The sequence below is a fragment of the uncultured Sanguibacteroides sp. genome (assembly GCF_900543425.1).
In the GTDB taxonomy this organism is placed as follows: domain Bacteria; phylum Bacteroidota; class Bacteroidia; order Bacteroidales; family Marinifilaceae; genus Gabonibacter.
In genome coordinates, this window is the sequence record NZ_UQRQ01000026.1 from 23,473 (window position 1) to 41,545 (window position 18,073).

14 protein-coding genes, 1 tRNA gene and 1 pseudogene are annotated in these 18,073 nt (G+C 42.6%); 10 read left to right on the forward strand and 6 right to left on the reverse strand.

Annotation, left to right across the window (positions count from 1 at the left end):
• Positions 1 to 18 precede the first annotated feature (18 nt).
• The 8 genes from QZR76_RS12085 to QZR76_RS12120 all read left to right on the forward strand — a co-directional run bounded on the left by QZR76_RS12085 (position 19) and on the right by QZR76_RS12120 (position 7,011).
• Positions 19 to 1,059, forward strand: coding sequence for an asparaginase (locus tag QZR76_RS12085; RefSeq protein ID WP_294143080.1), 1,041 nt, complete (start codon positions 19 to 21; stop codon positions 1,057 to 1,059).
• Between the two features lie 127 nt (positions 1,060 to 1,186).
• Entirely contained in the window at positions 1,187 to 1,999 is an 813-nt protein-coding gene (locus QZR76_RS12090; protein WP_294143081.1) for a MotA/TolQ/ExbB proton channel family protein, read from the forward strand.
• 3 nt (positions 2,000 to 2,002) lie between these two features.
• Entirely contained in the window at positions 2,003 to 2,449 is a 447-nt protein-coding gene (locus QZR76_RS12095; RefSeq protein ID WP_117721796.1) for a hypothetical protein, read from the forward strand.
• Between the two features lie 26 nt (positions 2,450 to 2,475).
• Positions 2,476 to 3,060 carry a biopolymer transporter ExbD gene (locus QZR76_RS12100; RefSeq protein WP_027200552.1) on the forward strand — a complete coding sequence of 195 codons (585 nt, stop codon included), beginning with the start codon at positions 2,476 to 2,478 and terminating at the stop codon, positions 3,058 to 3,060.
• Positions 3,060 to 3,527, forward strand: coding sequence for a biopolymer transporter ExbD (locus tag QZR76_RS12105; protein ID WP_027200553.1), 468 nt, complete (start codon positions 3,060 to 3,062; stop codon positions 3,525 to 3,527). The genes QZR76_RS12100 and QZR76_RS12105 overlap by 1 nt, the downstream gene beginning before the upstream one ends.
• A gap of 80 nt (positions 3,528 to 3,607) precedes the next feature.
• A tRNA-Arg gene (locus tag QZR76_RS12110) sits at positions 3,608 to 3,682 on the forward strand.
• A 171-nt stretch (positions 3,683 to 3,853) separates the two neighbouring features.
• Positions 3,854 to 4,444 carry a type 1 glutamine amidotransferase family protein gene (locus QZR76_RS12115; RefSeq protein WP_034502005.1) on the forward strand — a complete coding sequence of 197 codons (591 nt, stop codon included), beginning with the start codon at positions 3,854 to 3,856 and terminating at the stop codon, positions 4,442 to 4,444.
• 86 nt (positions 4,445 to 4,530) lie between these two features.
• Complete coding sequence (locus QZR76_RS12120) at positions 4,531 to 7,011, forward strand: ATP-binding protein (RefSeq protein ID WP_117775029.1); 2,481 nt, start codon at positions 4,531 to 4,533, stop codon at positions 7,009 to 7,011.
• A gap of 14 nt (positions 7,012 to 7,025) precedes the next feature.
• Here QZR76_RS12120 and QZR76_RS12125 read toward each other — a convergent pair whose 3' ends face one another.
• The 3 genes from QZR76_RS12125 to QZR76_RS12135 all read right to left on the reverse strand — a co-directional run bounded on the left by QZR76_RS12125 (position 7,026) and on the right by QZR76_RS12135 (position 11,047).
• A complete protein-coding gene (locus QZR76_RS12125) occupies positions 7,026 to 8,360 on the reverse strand; it encodes a sigma-54 dependent transcriptional regulator (protein ID WP_270429442.1) in 1,335 nt (444 codons plus the stop codon).
• Positions 8,361 to 8,882: 522 nt separating this feature from the next.
• Entirely contained in the window at positions 8,883 to 10,223 is a 1,341-nt protein-coding gene (gene argH, locus QZR76_RS12130) for an argininosuccinate lyase (RefSeq protein ID WP_294143082.1), read from the reverse strand.
• 275 nt (positions 10,224 to 10,498) lie between these two features.
• On the reverse strand, positions 10,499 to 11,047 hold the full coding sequence (locus tag QZR76_RS12135; protein WP_118258306.1) for a DUF308 domain-containing protein: 549 nt from the start codon (positions 11,045 to 11,047) through the stop codon (positions 10,499 to 10,501).
• A 128-nt stretch (positions 11,048 to 11,175) separates the two neighbouring features.
• Here QZR76_RS12135 and QZR76_RS12140 point away from each other — a divergent pair, with 128 nt between their 5' ends.
• Together QZR76_RS12140 and QZR76_RS12145 are read left to right on the forward strand one after the other, a co-directional pair.
• Entirely contained in the window at positions 11,176 to 12,078 is a 903-nt protein-coding gene (locus QZR76_RS12140) for a bifunctional methionine sulfoxide reductase B/A protein (RefSeq protein ID WP_118258305.1), read from the forward strand.
• Positions 12,079 to 12,158: 80 nt separating this feature from the next.
• A complete protein-coding gene (locus tag QZR76_RS12145) occupies positions 12,159 to 12,539 on the forward strand; it encodes a NifB/NifX family molybdenum-iron cluster-binding protein (protein ID WP_118258304.1) in 381 nt (126 codons plus the stop codon).
• 10 nt (positions 12,540 to 12,549) lie between these two features.
• Here QZR76_RS12145 and QZR76_RS12150 read toward each other — a convergent pair whose 3' ends face one another.
• The 3 genes and pseudogenes from QZR76_RS12150 to QZR76_RS12160 form a co-directional block, all read right to left on the reverse strand.
• Positions 12,550 to 13,821, reverse strand: coding sequence for a hemolysin family protein (locus QZR76_RS12150; protein ID WP_027201057.1), 1,272 nt, complete (start codon positions 13,819 to 13,821; stop codon positions 12,550 to 12,552).
• Positions 13,822 to 14,031: 210 nt separating this feature from the next.
• The gene (locus QZR76_RS12155; RefSeq protein ID WP_027201058.1) at positions 14,032 to 16,302 is read right to left on the reverse strand and encodes a cation:proton antiporter; all 2,271 of its coding nucleotides are present in this window, start codon (positions 16,300 to 16,302) and stop codon (positions 14,032 to 14,034) included.
• 20 nt (positions 16,303 to 16,322) lie between these two features.
• Positions 16,323 to 18,073, reverse strand: a pseudogene (locus QZR76_RS12160) (cation-translocating P-type ATPase); the annotation flags it as partial.

An 18,073-nucleotide genomic window follows, 5' to 3' on the forward strand; every position in this document is an offset into this window, starting at 1 on the left:
AAGTCCAAAACCACGTTTATGGAAAAACCAGTATTAATCATATACACCGGGGGAACCATCGGTATGGTAAATGATCCTGAAACCGGAGCATTATGTCCGTTTAATTTCGACCAGATCGCATCAGAAGTTCCGGAGATCAAAGAGTTCGGTTTTCTGATCGACAGCTATACCTTACCCGAGATCATCGACTCGTCCGATCTTCAACCCGAACTATGGAAAGAATTATGTCAGATTATCCTGACAAATTACGATAAATACCGGGGATTCGTTATTCTGCACGGAACCGATACGATGGCCTATTCTGCCTCTGCCCTGAGTTTTATGCTGAACAACTTAGATAAACCGGTAGTTTTTACCGGTTCACAACTGCCCATTGGAAAAATCAGAACGGACGGAAAAGAGAACCTGATTGCCGCCGTGGAAATTGCCGCGGCATACGACGAGGGTAAAGCGATTGTTCCTGAAGTATCCGTGTTATTCGGAGATAAATTGTTCCGGGGGAATCGCACCACGAAAATCAATGCAGAGAGCTTCGATGCCTTCCAATCGTTCAATTATCCCCCTTTGGCAAAAATCGGGATTCATATACATTACAATTACGGTGCAATCGATTACACTCCCCGCACGGAAACCGTTTCCGCTTTTTGTGATGTAGATACGAATATCGCTATCCTCAAAATATTTCCGGGCATGCGCCCCGAGATCATGGATGCCATTATGAATATCCCCGGATTAAAAGGCCTCATTTTAGAGAGCTATGGTTCCGGAAACGCTCCTACAAATAAAGTTTTTCTTAACAAAATAGAGGAAATATTACACCGGGGAATATATGTTTATAACGTGACTCAATGTCAAGGAGGAAGCGTGGAAATGGGAAAATACGAAACCAGTAGAGAGTTATTAAATTGCGGAGTAATAAGTGGTTATGACATCACGACAGAAGCAGCGGTAACCAAGATGATGTACGTGTTAGGCAAATATAAAGACCCTAACGAAATAAAAAAATGTTTAAATAACACGCTTAAGGGAGAAATATCCCCAAAACGCATTGGGTTTTAACATTTTTTTTATACCTTGCCGCTCTAATTTGTGGTGGAAACCAAGTACAAGTAAACAAAGTGAGAAGAAAACAAAATATAGAGTTAAATTTTAATTATTTATAAACTAAAAATCAGTTAAATAGATCATGAGAAAATTATTTGCACTAATAGCAGTTTTTGGAATGCTTACTATTGGAGCATCATCTATGCTAATGGCACAGGAAAATGAGACAGTAAGTGTCGATATCCAAACCACGGAAACAGAAGAACCTGCAACAAGCACACCGACCCTATCCATGGATGACGAAGAAAATATAGAGAGTTCTTCATTCCATGCTGTAGTAAAACAAAAATTCATCGAAGGTGGAGCGGCATTCATGAGCTTCGTTATCTTGGCTCTAATCTTTGGTTTGGCAATTTCTATCGAGAGAGTTATTTATTTGAACTTGGCTTCTACTAACTCTAAAAAATTAATAGACAAAGTAGAGGATGCGCTGGAAAACGGAGGAGTTGAGGCTGCTAAAGAAGTTTGCAGAACAACAAGAGGCCCTATCGCAAGTATTTTCTATCAAGGGCTTTCCCGTTACGACCAAGGTATAGATATGGTTGAGAAATCAGTTGTATCTTACGGATCAGTTCAAATGGGATTATTGGAAAAAGGAATGTCCTGGATCGCCTTGTTTATCGCATTGGCTCCGATGTTAGGGTTCTTGGGAACTGTAATCGGTATGATCGACGCCTTCGATAAGATTCAGGCTGCAGGTGATATTCAACCGTCTTTGGTTGCCGGAGGTATCAAAGTTGCATTGATTACGACCGTAGCCGGTTTGATCGTTGCCATGATTCTTCAAGTGTTCTACAACTACTGTGTTGCAAAAATCGAGGGAATCGTGAATGACATGGAAGATGCTTCCGTAACTTTATTAGACATTCTTGTCAAATACAATCAAAAACACTAAACCATGCAGAAAATAAACAAAATATTAAATATTGTGACCATCGTAATGTTCGTCATTACGGTCGTGTTGCTGGGGTTATTCTATTTTGGAGGTGAACTTCCAAATTCACAATATGTTACCCCGGTATACACGGAACAACTACTATGGTGGTCATATCTACTGTTTGGCGTTGCTATTGTTGCGGCGTTAGTATTCCCGATTGCCAGATTATTCACCAGACCTAAAGAAGCAATGAAGAGCTTTATTGCTCTCGCAGGAATCATCGTTCTTGTGTTAATCGCTTACTCTATGTCTGACGGAACAATCATGAACATTCCGGGATACAGCGGTTCAGATAACGTTCCGGGAACTTTAAAATTCACGGATACCATCCTAATCACAACCTATTTCTTAGGTATAGGAGCTATCGGTGCTATTGTTGTAACAGAAATTATTAGACGCGTTAGATAATTTTCCTGAAGAATAAAAAAGAGATTATGGCAAGAAAAAAAACACCAGAGATTAATGCCTCTTCCACTGCGGATATCGCCTTTTTGCTGTTGACATTCTTCTTGATGACAACAACAATGGATGTGGATTCGGGATTATTCAGACGGTTACCGCCCATGCCGCCACCAGATCAAGTTATCGCACCTCCTGTTGCCAAACGTAATATCTTACAAGTTTTGGTAAATAAGAACGATTTGTTGGCCGTGAACGGGGAACTGATGCAAATTGAGAACCTGAAGGAAAAGGCTAAAGAGTTTATTTTGAACCCGCAAAATAGAGAAGATTTACCGAGTAAAGTTGTTAAGGAAATTCCTTTCTTTGGTCAAGCTGAAGTTTCAAGAGGAATTATCTCTCTACAAAGTGACCGGGGGACCTCATACAAAATGTATATTGCCGTTCAAGATGAATTGACAGCAGCATATAATGAAATTAGGGATATAAAAGCCATGGAAAAATGGGGTAAGAAATATAGTGAACTTACGGAAGAACAAATGGACGCCGTGAGAAAACTTGTTCCGACCGCAATATCCGAGGCCGAACCTAAAAACATCGGGAAAGGAGGAAAGAAGTAATGGCTAAATTTAGAAAAGAAGGCGGAAAAGAGACTCCTGCTATTTCAACAGCGTCTCTACCGGACATCGTGTTCATGCTATTATTCTTCTTCATGGTTAGTACCACGATGCGAGAAGTTCTCGTGATGGTTGATAACGGTATGCCCGAAGCAAAAGAGATTAGCAAACTAGAGAAAAAATCTTTAGTAAGTAACATCTTTATCGGAAAACCGAAAGACCAGTACGTGGCTACTTACGGAAGTGAACCTCGTATTCAGTTGAATGATAAGCTGGCAAACGTAAATGAAATCAGTAGTTTCGTTGCTGCTGAACAAGAAACTCGTAAAGAGGAAGAACGGAATATGATCACGAATAACTTAAAAGTTGATCAGTTTACGAAAATGGGTATCGTAACCGACGTAAAACAAGAATTGCGTAAAGCAAATTCTTTACGTATAAGCTACGCTACTCGTAAAAAAGTAAAATAGTTTATCTATTATACATTAAAAAAGGGAGCAATTTGCTCCCTTTTTTTAAAAATTTGATTAGCTTTGCAATCGGATAATATGGTCCCCTAGTTCAATGGATAGAATGAAGGATTCCGGTTCCTTTGATATGGGTTCGAGTCCCGTGGGGATCACCACTTTACTACACAACCCTCTAAAACATAAAATGTTATAGAGGGTTCTTTTTTGCCATGCCCCAATCTGCATCCAAATAACGAACTACTCTTGTTTTTCCCTATATTTGTAGAAAGAATACAGATGATATTAGATTTCGATCTGGCAAATAGAATAAACCAAATATTAAAAGAATGGATAAAAAAGAAGTGATTTTTGTACTGCTAAACAATTTTGCAGACTGGGAAGGTGCTTATATCTCCACCTGTCTAAATATGGGGGTCAAACCGGGATGTCCGATTAAATACAAGGTGAAAACGTTATCTCTATCCAAAGATCCCATCAGCTCGATAGGCGGGTTCAGGGTATTGCCGGATTACGATATTAATGACCTGCCGAATGACTATGCAGGACTTATACTCATCGGCGGTATGAACTGGTTTTTGCCCGAGGCGAACCCCATCGCATCATTAGTGAAGAAAGCAATCGCAGAAAACAAACTGGTTGCCGGAATCTGCAATGCCTCCGTGTATCTAGGAATGCATGGCTTCCTCAACCATGTGAAACATACAAGTAACACACTGGATTACCTCAAACAATATGCGGGTACCCAGTACACGGGTGAAGCTAATTACATAAACGATCAAGCCGTAAGAGACAATAACATCGTAACGGCTAACGGTAATGCTCCTTTGGAATTTTGCCGGGAGATTTTATATCAATTGGATGCCGCAACACCAGAAATTATAGAAGAGACTTATTCATTTTACAAAAACGAACTTTAAAGAGTAGTACATCGGCACGTCTAAAATAGTCAACCTTATTAATTGGTTGACTATTTTTTTATACATTTGCTATAAATCTGTTCGCTATGCAAAGACCTTTCAAATTTACCAAGCTCAAACTCATCACGGGATATATCCTAATTCTCTTGTTAGGAGCAATTGCAATTGTCTTTATCTACAAACAAACTATTGCCTTAACCCAAAAAGGGAATGATGAAATCGTCATGCAACAAAAACTATTCATCATAAGTAACACGCTCACCAAACTATACGAGGCAGAAAATACCGGAATCGCTTTTTCCCAAACGGGGACACAGAAGAATTTTGACACGTATATGAAATTGATAGAGGACATCAAGGATAATATGGATACCTTGAAAAATCTATCCATAAGCTCAGAACAGAACCTGCGAATAGACACGATAAATACGCTTTTAGGCAAACGTATCGAGAATTTGAAAGACCTGTATTACGTCAAAAAATACTATATACCCGAAGATTTCTATAACAAAACAATTGAAAAAATAGGTACGCTCAAAGATTCGGCAGATGTCATCCCCGATCTCCGGGAAAAGATTATTACCGTTATTGACAGTAACTATATCATCCGGGAAAGAAAAGGATTATTCCGAACAAAAAGAGATTCCATCCTAAAAGTCGATACGACCCTCCATCGCATCGTTGACACGCTCAGTATGGTCACAACAAATAACAACACGGACACATTAATGAACGTAATTCGGGATTCATGGAGCCAGTACCAGCAGCAAAAAGAAGAGATCGATGCGGAAGTCTCCCGGCGAGAGGATATCGTTATCCAGAGTGGTCAACACATCACGGAACGCCTCAAGCGAGTACTGAAAGACCTTGAAAAAGAAGAACTCGAAAACACGATGATACGCTTAGAACAACAGCAAATCACGACGCATCATCTCACCAGAACTATATCCTGGATCGCAATCATCGCTTGCGTACTAGTGGTCTTTTTCGTCGTTCTTATTATCAATGACATCACGCAAAGTCAACGATACAGGCGGGAACTAGAAGCGGCAAAAACATACACGGAACGGTTACTACATAACCGGGAGAAACTCATGCTAACTGTCACTCACGACATAAAATCCCCTCTAAGCTCCATCATCGGGTACATTGAACTAATAAATAACACCCAACTGGAAGAGCGACAGCACTATTTTCTCAAAAACATGAAGGGGTCTGCCGAACATATCCTGCATCTTGCCAACAATATGCTTGATTTCTCCAAATTGGAATCCAACAAAATGGAAATCAACACGGTTCCATATAACCCGGGACGCCTGTTACAAGAGACGGCGGATAGTTTCCTCCCTTTAGCGGCACAAAAGAACCTGAAATTGAAAAGCGATATTAGCAACGTCCTAAACGGACTTTACCTTGGTGATTCCATGAAAGTTCGCCAAATCGTGGTTAACATCCTATCGAACGCCATAAAATATACCCGGGAAGGAAAAGTTTCTTTATCCGCCTTTATTTCCGGTACAAAAGACGACCAGTTTATCATTGTAATCAAAGACTCCGGACCGGGAATGACGAAAGAAGAACAAGAATTGATATTTAAAGAATTCACCCGCCTAACCCCGCAGCACAACAACGGGGCCGAAGGTACAGGTCTTGGCTTAACAATCACATTACAACTCGTCCATTTACTTGATGGTGAATTAACCCTCGAAAGTAAAAAAGGCGAGGGAAGTACCTTCACGGTTAAATTCCCGTTGATAAAGGCCACATCACAGGAATCCCAACCGACAGAAACACCCTCTTCACTCCCGGTTATGCATGAAGGGATGAAAGCCTTTATCGTCGATGATGACATCCTTCAATTGACCGTCACAACAGAATTACTCAGAAAAGCAGGCATTCAATGTGATACATGTACGCATCCTCAAGAGGCGCTATCCCGTTTGGAAAAAGGGAATTATAATATTGTTCTATCCGACATCCAGATGCCGGAAATGGACGGATTCGAACTTGTGCAACAAATCCGTGAATCCCCAAACCAACAAATAAAAAACATTCCGGTAATTGCTTTGTCTGCCCGTGACGATATGCACGAAAAGGAGTATCAAGAAGCAGGCTTTTCAGCTTATCTAAACAAACCATATACCCCGGAACAACTTTATAGCAGGGTAAACGACCTATTAGGATGCGCAATAGAGATGAATCAACCGACAACACAAACCTCCGATAAAAACGCCCCTTACAATTTAGACATGATCATGGTCTTTGCCGATAACGATAAAGATGCCGCCAATCAAATTATCGGGTCTTTTATATCGGATTGCAAGACCAATTTTCAGCTATTGGCCCAACATCTGGAATCACATGAAACGGAACAGATTGCCAAGTTAGCACACAAAATGCTACCCATGTTCAAGCAACTAGCAATTAACGATGTCATTCCCTCATTGCTTTTCTTGGAAAAAATGCCATTGGATACAGAGGAAAATAAAATAAGAGAGAATATTGAAAAGATCCTACAAGAAGGAAACGATGTTCTCCAATTACTGGAAAAAGAAACACGCCAATAATCTCTCAAAATATCTCATAAGTCCTCCAGACCGAAACTTTTTAATTTATTATACAATGTTTTCCTGTCTATCTGGAGCATACGGGCAGCCTCGCTCTTGTTATTCCGGCATTTCTGCATGGCATCCCTGATCAGTTCAATTTCCATCTCTCGCCGTGTTGTAGATGTCTTTTCAGGCTCCACGGGTTTTTGCTCCAACTCCGGGGGCAAACAAGTTTTAGAAATCAAACTCCCCATACACAACAACGTCGCCCGTTTCACGATATTACGCATTTCCCGTAAATTCCCCGGCCACGAGTAAGTTCTAAAAATACGCATAACCTCCTCATCAAACCCAGCCACTTGTTTCCCCAACTCCTCGTTCGCCTTATCCAAGAAATGATTGGCAAAAATCAGAATATCCTCTTTTCTCTCCCGAAGGGGCAATGCCTGAATGGAAAATTCATTCAAACGATGATACAAATCCTCCCGGAAACGACCACTTGCGACGGCCTCTTTGAGATTCTCATTCGTGGCTGAAATAATACGAACATCAAAAGGAATATCAACATTCCCACCCACCGGATGCACCTTTCGCTCTTCGAGTGCGCGCAACAACTGAACTTGCACGTCATAAGGCAAATTACCAATCTCATCCAAGAAAATTGTACCCCCCGATGCGGTCACGAAATACCCCTGTTTATCGGTAACAGCGCCCGTGAAAGAACCTTTAATATGTCCGAAGAACTCACTTGCGGCAAGGTCCTTCGGTATCGCCCCGCAATCAACCGCCACGAAAGGCCCATCCTTCCGGTTACTCATCGAGTGAATCAGGCGAGCGATATACTCTTTACCCGTACCACTCTCCCCGTTAATCAAAACCGTCATCGTGGTAGGCCCTACCAGATGAATATATTCATATTGCCGGTCGGCACCCTCGCTCACTCCTTTTATATAAGAAAAGCTCGTCGTTTTCGCTTTCGCAGGAATAGACTTGGCAACAGGACCAGCCTCCAACTTCAAAGCCTCCTGTAACTTTTTAAGAATCTCATCCGGGATAACAGGCTTAGCCACGTAGTCAAAAGCTCCCAGTTTAATCGCTGTAACCGCAGTCTGTATATCGGCATACCCCGTCATTAGAAGTACCTGTGTTTCCGGTGTTTTTTCCTTGATCACCCGGAGCAAATCGATCCCATCCTTATCCGGCAAACGCAAATCCGTCAACACGAGATCAAATCCTGCTTTATCCAATTGTTTTACAGCGTCTTTGTAGGAAAAAGCAGTATCTACCTCAAATCCACGTTTTTCCAACCATTTTCTCAACATGATACAAAATGTTGTATCGTCATCCACGATTAAAATCTTTGCCATAAGTCGATTTATTTCTAACACGAAAATAGCCTTAATCGACTAAACAAAAAAGTTTTTAACGGAATTTAGGAAAAGAAAGCAGGTAACCCTCTAAAAAAGAGATACCTGCTAGAAACAAATGTAATAAATCTCTTCAAACCTCCAACTACACGAATAAAACTCCCGCTCTTACTAACAGATATTGACGTATATCCGTCGTATTTATATTAATCATTGTCTATCATAAAGATAATTACGTTCACACTACTTCATTTCAGGTTCTGCTAAGAAATGCGGTAACAAAAGTCCCGAAATAGCTATTACGATAAAAAATATACAAATTCCCATAACCAATCAATTTTAATCATTCAACCATTTGCTTATAGTATAGAGAATTGTATGCCATCGCTGAACAGAAATCGTAATTGCGAAACATAGTTATGTATATCAATTACTTGCACAACAACATTGAAAGAATAAGTATGTGGAAAGATGTAGAACAAGTGTGGAAAAAATCCCTACAACCTGTTCCCAAAATGTAGATTACCTGTTCCCCAACAGGTCTTCTACCGCCTCACGAACCGTAGTAATATCCCAGCCAGATACTCTTTGCTCGAATTTATCTTTAATCTCCGGCAGACAAAGGTTACCCATGCTTCCCTCGTGTGTATGATGAATCTCCCGTAACCCATCACGGTAATGCCCCTCTTGAATTTGCATACCAATTTCCCGGTAAGCCTCCCGGAATGGAATCCCGGCCATTACTCGTTCATTCACATCCTCCACGGAAAAAATATAGGCATAACGGGAATCGCATAAAACATCCCGTTTCACTTCCATTTCCTGAAACACGAGATGAGCCATAAAAAGGGAATCGTTCAACTCTTGAAAAGCGGGTAAAAACAACTCCTTGGTCAATTGCATATCCCGAAAATACCCGGAAGTCAGGTTTGTACAGATCATAGCCATTTGCATGGGAAGCGACTGCAAGTGATTACATTTCGCTCGGATTAACTCGAATATATCCGGGTTCTTCTTGTGCGGCATGATACTGGACCCTGTTGTGTACTTATCCGGCAAATGTACAAACCCGAAATTATTACAAGCAAAAAGACAAACATCAGCAGCCAAACGTCCCAAAGTCGTCGCCACGGCAGCCAACCCGAATAACACGTTCTTTTCCATCTTTCCTCTTTGCATTTGGGCGTAAACCACGTTATAAGCCAAACTTGAAAATCCGAGCAAATCAGTCGTCATTTGCCGGTTCAAAGCAATCGACGAGCCATAACCCGCCCCGGAACCAAGAGGATTCGTGTTCACCATATCGTAAGCCGCCTTTAACGCCAACAAATCGTCAGCAAGCGATTCGGCATAAGCACCAAACCACAAGCCGAAAGAAGAAGGCATGGCCACCTGCAAATGCGTGTAACCGGGAATCAACACATCTTTATTCTCCTCTGCCCGCCGTATCAACAAATCAAACAAACGTTCTATATGTTCCAACGTCTCGAATATTGCCTCTCGGGTAAATAATTTCAAATCAAGTAACACCTGATCATTCCGAGAACGTCCCGTGTGAATCTTTTTCCCCGCATCCCCACATTCCCGCACCAACAATAACTCAATCTGAGAATGTACATCTTCAATTCCCTCTTCTATCACGAACTCGCCTCTTTCCACCATCCCGTAAATATCAACCAATGCTCGTTGTAAAGATTTATATTCCTCCCCGTTCACCAAGCCCACGGCATGTAACATTTTCAAGTGAGCCAAATTCCCAATGACATCGGCCCCCGCCAGCATAACATCTAGCTCCCGGTCTTTCCCTATTGTAAATGATTCCGTAAAACCATCTATATCATATCCTTTATCCCAAAGCTTCATTCTATTTTAGATTTTAAATTTTAGATTCCAGCCGTACAAAGCCAACGCCTTTTGATTTTCTACTTTTATCTTTTCAACTAGAGGGTGTGTCAAAAGGTATTTTATCCTCAAGAAACTCCTCCGTCACTTCGTGCCACCTCCTCTATAAACAGAGGAGGAGTTGGTGACTCTTACCAAAGAAAGGGAGTATTTCAACTCTCCCTCTGTTTATAGAGGGAGTACCCCGAAGGGGGGAGGGAGTTTGAAAAATGACTTTTGACACACCCTCTAGTTTGTTATCCTCTCCCTACAAAGGCATATACAAATGAAGAGATACCGGCGAAGAGGAAGCTAAGACCGGTCCAGATGATGATGTTAAATATTCCGAATAGGGGATAGAAAACGATCATGAAGGAAAAGAACAAGGTGATGATTCCTGCGATGAATATCCATCCCCAGCCTCTGATTTTTAGTGATGACATCTGTAATGATTCGGCAATGTAATCAATGCTTTTGAACATGAGAATAAAGCCGACGATGTAAGGAAGTATGTCTTCTGTGATGATCGGGTGGATCAATAGGATAAAACCGATAATCAGGTCAAGTAACCCGATGAACAATCCCCATCCCCAATGCCGGGAGTTACCGCCTGCAAAAGCGTTCATGATTTCACTGATTCCGATAACAATGATAACGATACTGAAATACATGGCCAGTCCGAAGTAGGAAGCCACCGGGTGCCGGATAATACCGACACCAAAAACGAATAACACGATCCCCAGGATAAGATATAACCATCTGAATCCTTTAGGGCCGGTAGATGTTGTTGCACTTGTTGTAGTCATTTCTCTGATATTTTTTAAGTTTAGTTTATTTCTTTATATGTGAAATGCATTCAAAAAGTTGTTATATTGTCATTAAAAATAAATAACCAAATGATGGGAAATACGTTTCAGAGTATAAAAAAGCGATGATGAGAACAATTATATTATTCTTGATGTTGTTTTTAGTAAACTACATGATTATGGCACAAAAGAAAGAGTTAACAGCGGATGAAAAACAGGTAATCATTCATAAAGGGACGGAGAGACCTTTCACGGGTAAATATTATGATTTTAAGGCAAAAGGGACATACGTTTGCAAGCAATGCGGGACTCCGCTTTACCGTTCAGAGGATAAGTTTGATTCCCAGTGCGGATGGCCGAGTTTTGATGATGAGATTTCGGGAGCGGTGAAACGGGTACCGGATGCTGACGGGAGGCGGACAGAGATTGTCTGCGCTCGTTGTGGGGCGCACTTGGGGCACGTGTTCATGGGGGAGGGTTTTACCCCGAAGAATACCCGTCATTGTGTGAATTCGATCTCGATGGAATTTGTTCCCGCGGAAGAATTGAAAATAGACACGGCTATTTTTGCCGGGGGATGTTTTTGGGGTGTGGAGTATTACATGAAAAAGGCTCCCGGGGTGCTTGCCGTTGAGTCCGGATACATTGGCGGGAAAGTTGAGGACCCGTCTTACGAGGAAGTATGTGAGGGAAACACGGGACACGTGGAGGCGGTACGAGTGTTGTTTGATACATCGAAGACCGATTACGAGACGTTGGCAAAGTTATTTTTCGAAATACATGATCCCACGCAAAAAGATCACCAAGGACCGGATTACGGAGAACAATATCGTTCGGAAATATTCTATAATAGTCCGGAACAGAAGGCCGTGGCTGAAAAGCTGATACAGGAGTTAAAAGTGAAGGGCTATGCGGTGGTGACCCGGTTAGCTCCGGCTACAACATTTTGGGTGGCAGAGGATTATCATCAGAATTACTATACTAGGAAAGGAACTTTGCCTTATTGTCATGGATATACGAGGCGATTTTGAAAAAATCATGTACCTTTGTTTGGATAAATATTTCAAAGGATAACAGAGAATTTATTTATATAAAAGAAAGGAATTGAATCATGAAAATTGCAGTACCAACAAGAGAAAACGTTGTTGATGATCATTTTGGACATTGCGCATATTACACGCTGTTCACGGTAGATGACGATAAAAATATCACGAATACTGAAACACTCCCTTCTCCACAAGGATGCGGTTGTAAATCGAATATTGCTTCTGTGTTGAAAGAAAAAGGGGTTACCGTGATGCTTGCCGGCAGCATGGGTGACGGTGCTTTAAAGGTATTAAGTGACCAAGGAATTAAAGTTTTCCGTGGTTGTAAAGGGGATGTCCGGAAAATAGCGGAAGGTTATTTAAAAGGGTTTATCCTGGATTCCGGCATCGGTTGCCATCATCATCACGAAGGGGAAGAACACCAGTGTAGTCATCATAAAGAGTAAGGGAAACCCCTTACTCTTTGTTTATTTTGACAAGGACTTTGTCGATTCGAGCGGCATCCATATCCACGATTTCAAACTCGAAGTTATACCAGGTCAATTTCTCTCCGGTCTGGGGAATATGTTCCAAAATCTTTAAGATCAGTCCACTTAACGTGTTGTAGTAATGGTTTGCATAAAGACATTCCATATCGAAATAGGCCAAGAAATCATAGAAAGGACATTGGCCGTCCACGAGATAAGTACCATCTTCCCGTTGCACGATGTCCGGCTCTTCTCCAAGCTCCGGCAGGTCTCCGATCAAGGCTTTTAGAATATCCTGTAACGTCACGATCCCTTCGATACTTCCGAATTCATCCGTGACCAATCCATATTTTATATGTCCCTGTTTCAAATGTTCCATGGCGTTATACACGCTTTGATTCTGGGGAAAATACTGAGGTGGGCGAACGATGGATTTTAGATTAAAATCCGGGGTATCCATTCTTCCAAAAAGGTCTTTCAGGAAAACAACCCCGACGATATTATCCAATTTCGTGTCAGCCACCGGGTAAATAGTGTGAAGATGTGCGTTTACCGTTTCTCGTAGAGTCTCGTTACTATCTTGTATGTTCAGCCAGATGAGATCACTCCGGTGTGTCATGATGGAGCCGAGATCCCGGTCTCCGAGATTAAACACCCGTTCCACGATGTCTTGTTCTACTTCTTGAATCTCACCTTCGGCGGTACTTTCTTGGATGATTGCTTTAATTTCCTCTTCCGTGATTTTGTTCTCTCCCGATTTGTTCAATCCCAATAGTCTCATCATGAATGACGTGCTGGCAGAGAGTAACCACACGAAAGGTGAGGCTATACGGGAAAGAATATCCATCGGGGCGGCAATTAGTTTTGCCATTCTTTCCGCGGCGACCATTCCTATGCGTTTGGGTACGAGTTCCCCGAAAATTAGTGTGAGATAAGTCACGACGATTACGATAAGCGTTTTGGATATTAGTAATGCGTGAGGTTGTAACACCTCTATTTTTTCTACCCATACTGCCAAGTCTCCAGCGAGGGCTTGCCCGGAATAAAGACCGGTAAGGATACCGATTAACGTGATTCCAATCTGTATGGTCGAAAGGAATCGATCCGGTTGATTTGCTAATTTTAATGCTCTTTGTGCGGATTTGTTCCCGCTTTTGGCTTCTGTTTCAAGACGGGATTTACGGGCAGAGACCATCGCTATTTCAGACATGGCGAGTACCCCGTTTAAAATGATAAGTCCTATGATGATTAGAAATTCCATATATTAATTTTAAATTTTAGATTTTAGATTCCAGCCGCCCAAAGTCAGCGCTTTAGCTACCCCCTCTAACTCCCCCTTGCACAGGGGGAGGAAACGCTACAATGTAACATTGAAACGTCTTCTTGCGTCCGTTGCTTCACCGGTGTAAGGGGGAGCCAGAGGGGGTAGTTTTTTCCATTCTGAATTCTAAATTTTAAATTCTACATTACTCTAAATTTTCTCAACTTTTAATTGTCTCGGTCTTATAATTAGGAGTGAGGGTAACTTTGCAAAAAGTTCCTGATCTTTTGACAGCTTTTCGCAAGTGGTATAACTCATCACTAATAAGGTTTCTTTGTTTTCAATAAAAGTGTTCATGGTTAATGGTTTGTCCAGTACGAATTTGTTTGAATCGATTTGAACGAAATCATTCATGATTCTGGATTGTAGTTGTTTATCCACCTGTTCGTTGATAAAGCAAATTCGGATGGTCATGCTTTGTTCGCCCAACCGGGTTCTGGCGTAATTGAAGAGAAACAAGTCGTCTTCACTATCAACGAGAAGTAAGATATGGGAAGCCTGCGTGAAACCTCTGTTCACGAAGATTCCCACGGAACAATCCACGTGATCCATGATAGATTCCAGTTTTTGCCGGAGTAGCGTTCCCGGTAAATGTAACGGGCGATCTTTTAATTGTTTCAGCCAGCGGGAAATCGTGGTGAATCGTTTACCTAGTTTTCCGGGGGCCGTGCTATTGTCCTGCATGAATTGTTGTCCTGCTCCGACGAACAGGTAGTCCACGTGTTCTTTCTTGGCCACGTGAACCATTTCCTGAATTAGTTTGTCGGTTACTTGATAACGTTCATCTACCTGTAAATTCAGATGGCGAGCCTCTTCCCGAAGGGGGATAAAACTCTCTTCTGCAAATTCTTCCGCTTTGGCAGGATTTAAGTCAGTTCCCAACGTGAAGTGCGTGGCAATAAGTTGACTGTTTTGTAGCCGATGTCCTAGTAAAAGATCAGCCATACCCAGTAAGGTTCTACCGGTTTCGGGACGACCAAAGGAGAGCAACACTTTCTCGTGGTGATGGGCTTTTTCCTCTTGTTTGGCAAATATCTTTTCCACGAGCGACAACATAGGGGTTGCCATGAACGTGGTCAATAAAGACATGATCAATAATACCACGAACATTTGGGCAGAAAGGATTCCCATCTCGAACCCGATGTTCAGGGCCACGAGTTGCATGAGTCCCCGTGTGTTCATTAGCGTGCCGACGATAAGACTATCTTTCCAGTTTTCGCCCACAGCCCGTGCAGCCAGCGTACACCCCCCAAACTTTCCGGCAATGGCTACCACGATGAACAGTAAGCACACACCCCATAGCTCCGGCGTGTTAATCAAACCGATTTCCGTGTGTAATCCAGAAAAGGCAAAGAATAGGGGAAGAAAGAATACCAAAGAAATGTCTTCCACCTTTTCCATCATGACTTTACGGAACCCGATGTTCGTGGGCATAACCACCCCGGCGATAAATGCCCCAAAAAGGGCATGAATACCAATGATTTCTGTTGCTACCGACGAAAGTACCAGAAACAAGAATATGAATCCCACGAAGGTCTTGTTGATGACTTCCGAGTTGGCATAAATATCCCCGATTTTACGCAGAAACGGACGCATGACCATAAACATGAAGGCGATATAGACGAGCGTTAAGGCAATGGTGTAGAGGGCGCTGACGAAACTACCCGCTTTAGCTAAGGCGATTACGATGGCCAGTAAACACCATGCGGTGACGTCATCATTGGCTGCCGAGGCTATGGATAACATTCCGACAGGGCTCTTTGTCATGTTACGTTCCTGCACGATTCGGGCCAACACGGGGAAGGCCGTGATACTCATGCTGATCCCGATGAACATGGCAAAAGGTAAAAATTCCGCTTGTTGTGCCCCGTAGTCAGCGTATACCCAGATGGCAGCTACCACTCCCAGGAAAAAAGGAACCACGATTCCGGCATGACTGATGACCAGAGTTTCGTTTAGTTTGTCTTTTATGACACTGAAATCTAACTCTAGTCCGATGACAAACATAAACAGAACTAACCCGATCTGGCTTAATAGGTTCAAGTTCATCAGTGATTCAGGAGGGAATAGTGCGGCAGAGAATTCCGGAAAGAAATATCCCAGCAACGAAGGTCCCAAGACGATTCCGGCCACGATTTCACCCATAACACCGGGTTGCCCGATGTATTTGAAAAGGAATGAGAAAATACGGACGGTGATCAAAATCACGATGATTTGTAACAACAAGATCGTTAGTGAGTTTGTCAGGTTGTCGGAAATGATTCGTTTGAATAGTTCAAATGAACTCATTTCCGTGTTTACCGTACTACTGACTTCTGAATGATCGATATGTTGACCCGTGCAAAGTGCAAAGTAAATCAAAGCACAGAAGACGGTCATCATGCCGAGATATATCCAGTAGTTTGTGCTATTCCTTTTCATGATCCCCAATAATTTTTACACTACTTTCTGTTTTTCATTCGTTTGAACGCCCGGAATATTTCTCCCACCCAAAGTACAAGAGACGTGGCAAGCGTGATCCAGATCCATTCGCTCCAGGTCAACGGGATGGTCCTGAAAACGGAACCACCGAAGTTGACTACGAGTATCTGTCCCACGATAATTGCCATTCCCACGGTGAGGAAGCCTTCGCTTTTGAATATATTTTTAAAGGCGGAATCATTTGTTCCGAAAGTCTTTGCATTAAACATGTTCCAGAACTGTAACATCACGAATACCGTGAAGAAGATCGTCAGGTTACGAAGTCCTTCCGGTGTTCCGGCCTCAATACCTCCGGCATAATTGGAGAGTACATATAACAAGCCGAGTAGGATAACCACGAACGTGATTCCGGTGGCTAATATCAGTCTCTGCATTTGAGGGACGATGATAAAGGCATTCGAGTTTCTCGGTTTTCGTTTCATCACTTCCGGGCTAGGCGGGAGTGAGGCTAAAGCCCCGGCAGCAAACGTGTCCATGATGAGGTTTACCCACAACATCTGTGTTACCGTGATGGGAAGTTCCGAGCCGAACAAAGAGCCTAGTAATACAATAATCAAGGCTGCCACGTTAATGGTAAGCTGGAACAAGATAAATCGTTGAATGTTTTGATATACAGAACGTCCCCACATCACGGCAGAGGTTATACTACTGAATGAGTCATCTAGCAAGGTGATGTCACTGGCCTCTTTAGCCACGGAGGTTCCGCTACCCATGGATAGACCCACGTGTGCATGATTCAAGGCGGGGGCGTCGTTCGTCCCGTCCCCGGTAACGGCCACGATGACTTGTTTTTGTTGTAGCAATTGAACGAGGCGTTGTTTGTCCATCGGCTCGGGACATGATTTTTAAATCCAGTACCCGATCCAAGGCCTCTTTATCGGTTAATTGTGCAAATTCAACTCCAGTGATCACGTTCCGATCGGTATCTTTTTCTGTCCACAGACCGATTTGTCTTCCGATCTCTTTTGCCGTACCCGGTGTATCTCCCGTCACCATTTTTACTTGTATTCCGGCATCAAAACAGCGTTTTACCGCGTCCGGTACATCCGGGCGGATCGGGTCAGAAATTGCTACGATACCAAGGAAGGTTAATTCGGTGTTGTATAAGCGTCCGTCTTTAAAATGCGATTCATTATCCTCGATGACTTGGTAAGCAAAACCCAGTGTTCGCATGGCTTGATTTTGGTATTCCAGCAATTGGTTCTCCACGGTCGTTTTGTAATTGGCGATCGGTTGCCCTTCCCCGTCGATCAATGCGTTCTTACATTGAGCGAAGATGATTTCGGGAGCTCCTTTCACGTATAGAATCTTTTTTCCCATGACGGGAGAGTCAACCAATGTGGCCATGTATTTCCGTTCCGTGGAAAAGGTTAACTGGTCGATCACCGTGGCATTTTCCCGGAGTTCTTGGTAATTTGCTTGTTGTCCGTTTAGCCAGAGTAATAAGGCAACCTCGGTCGGGTTGCCTAAGGTTTTCACTTTGTCCGGATCGGAAAAGTCGAGGAATGCAGTTGTATTCACGGCAATACCCTCTTTTATCAGTCGAGAATTCTCGTTATCAGCTAGTTGTTGATCTTTCAGACCGTAGAAGTTGGTTTTGTACACGGTCATCTGGTTTTGGGTCAGGGTTCCCGTTTTATCCGTACAAATAACGGTTGTAGCACCCATCGTTTCGCAAGCGTGCATCTTCCGCACCAGATTATTGGTGGAA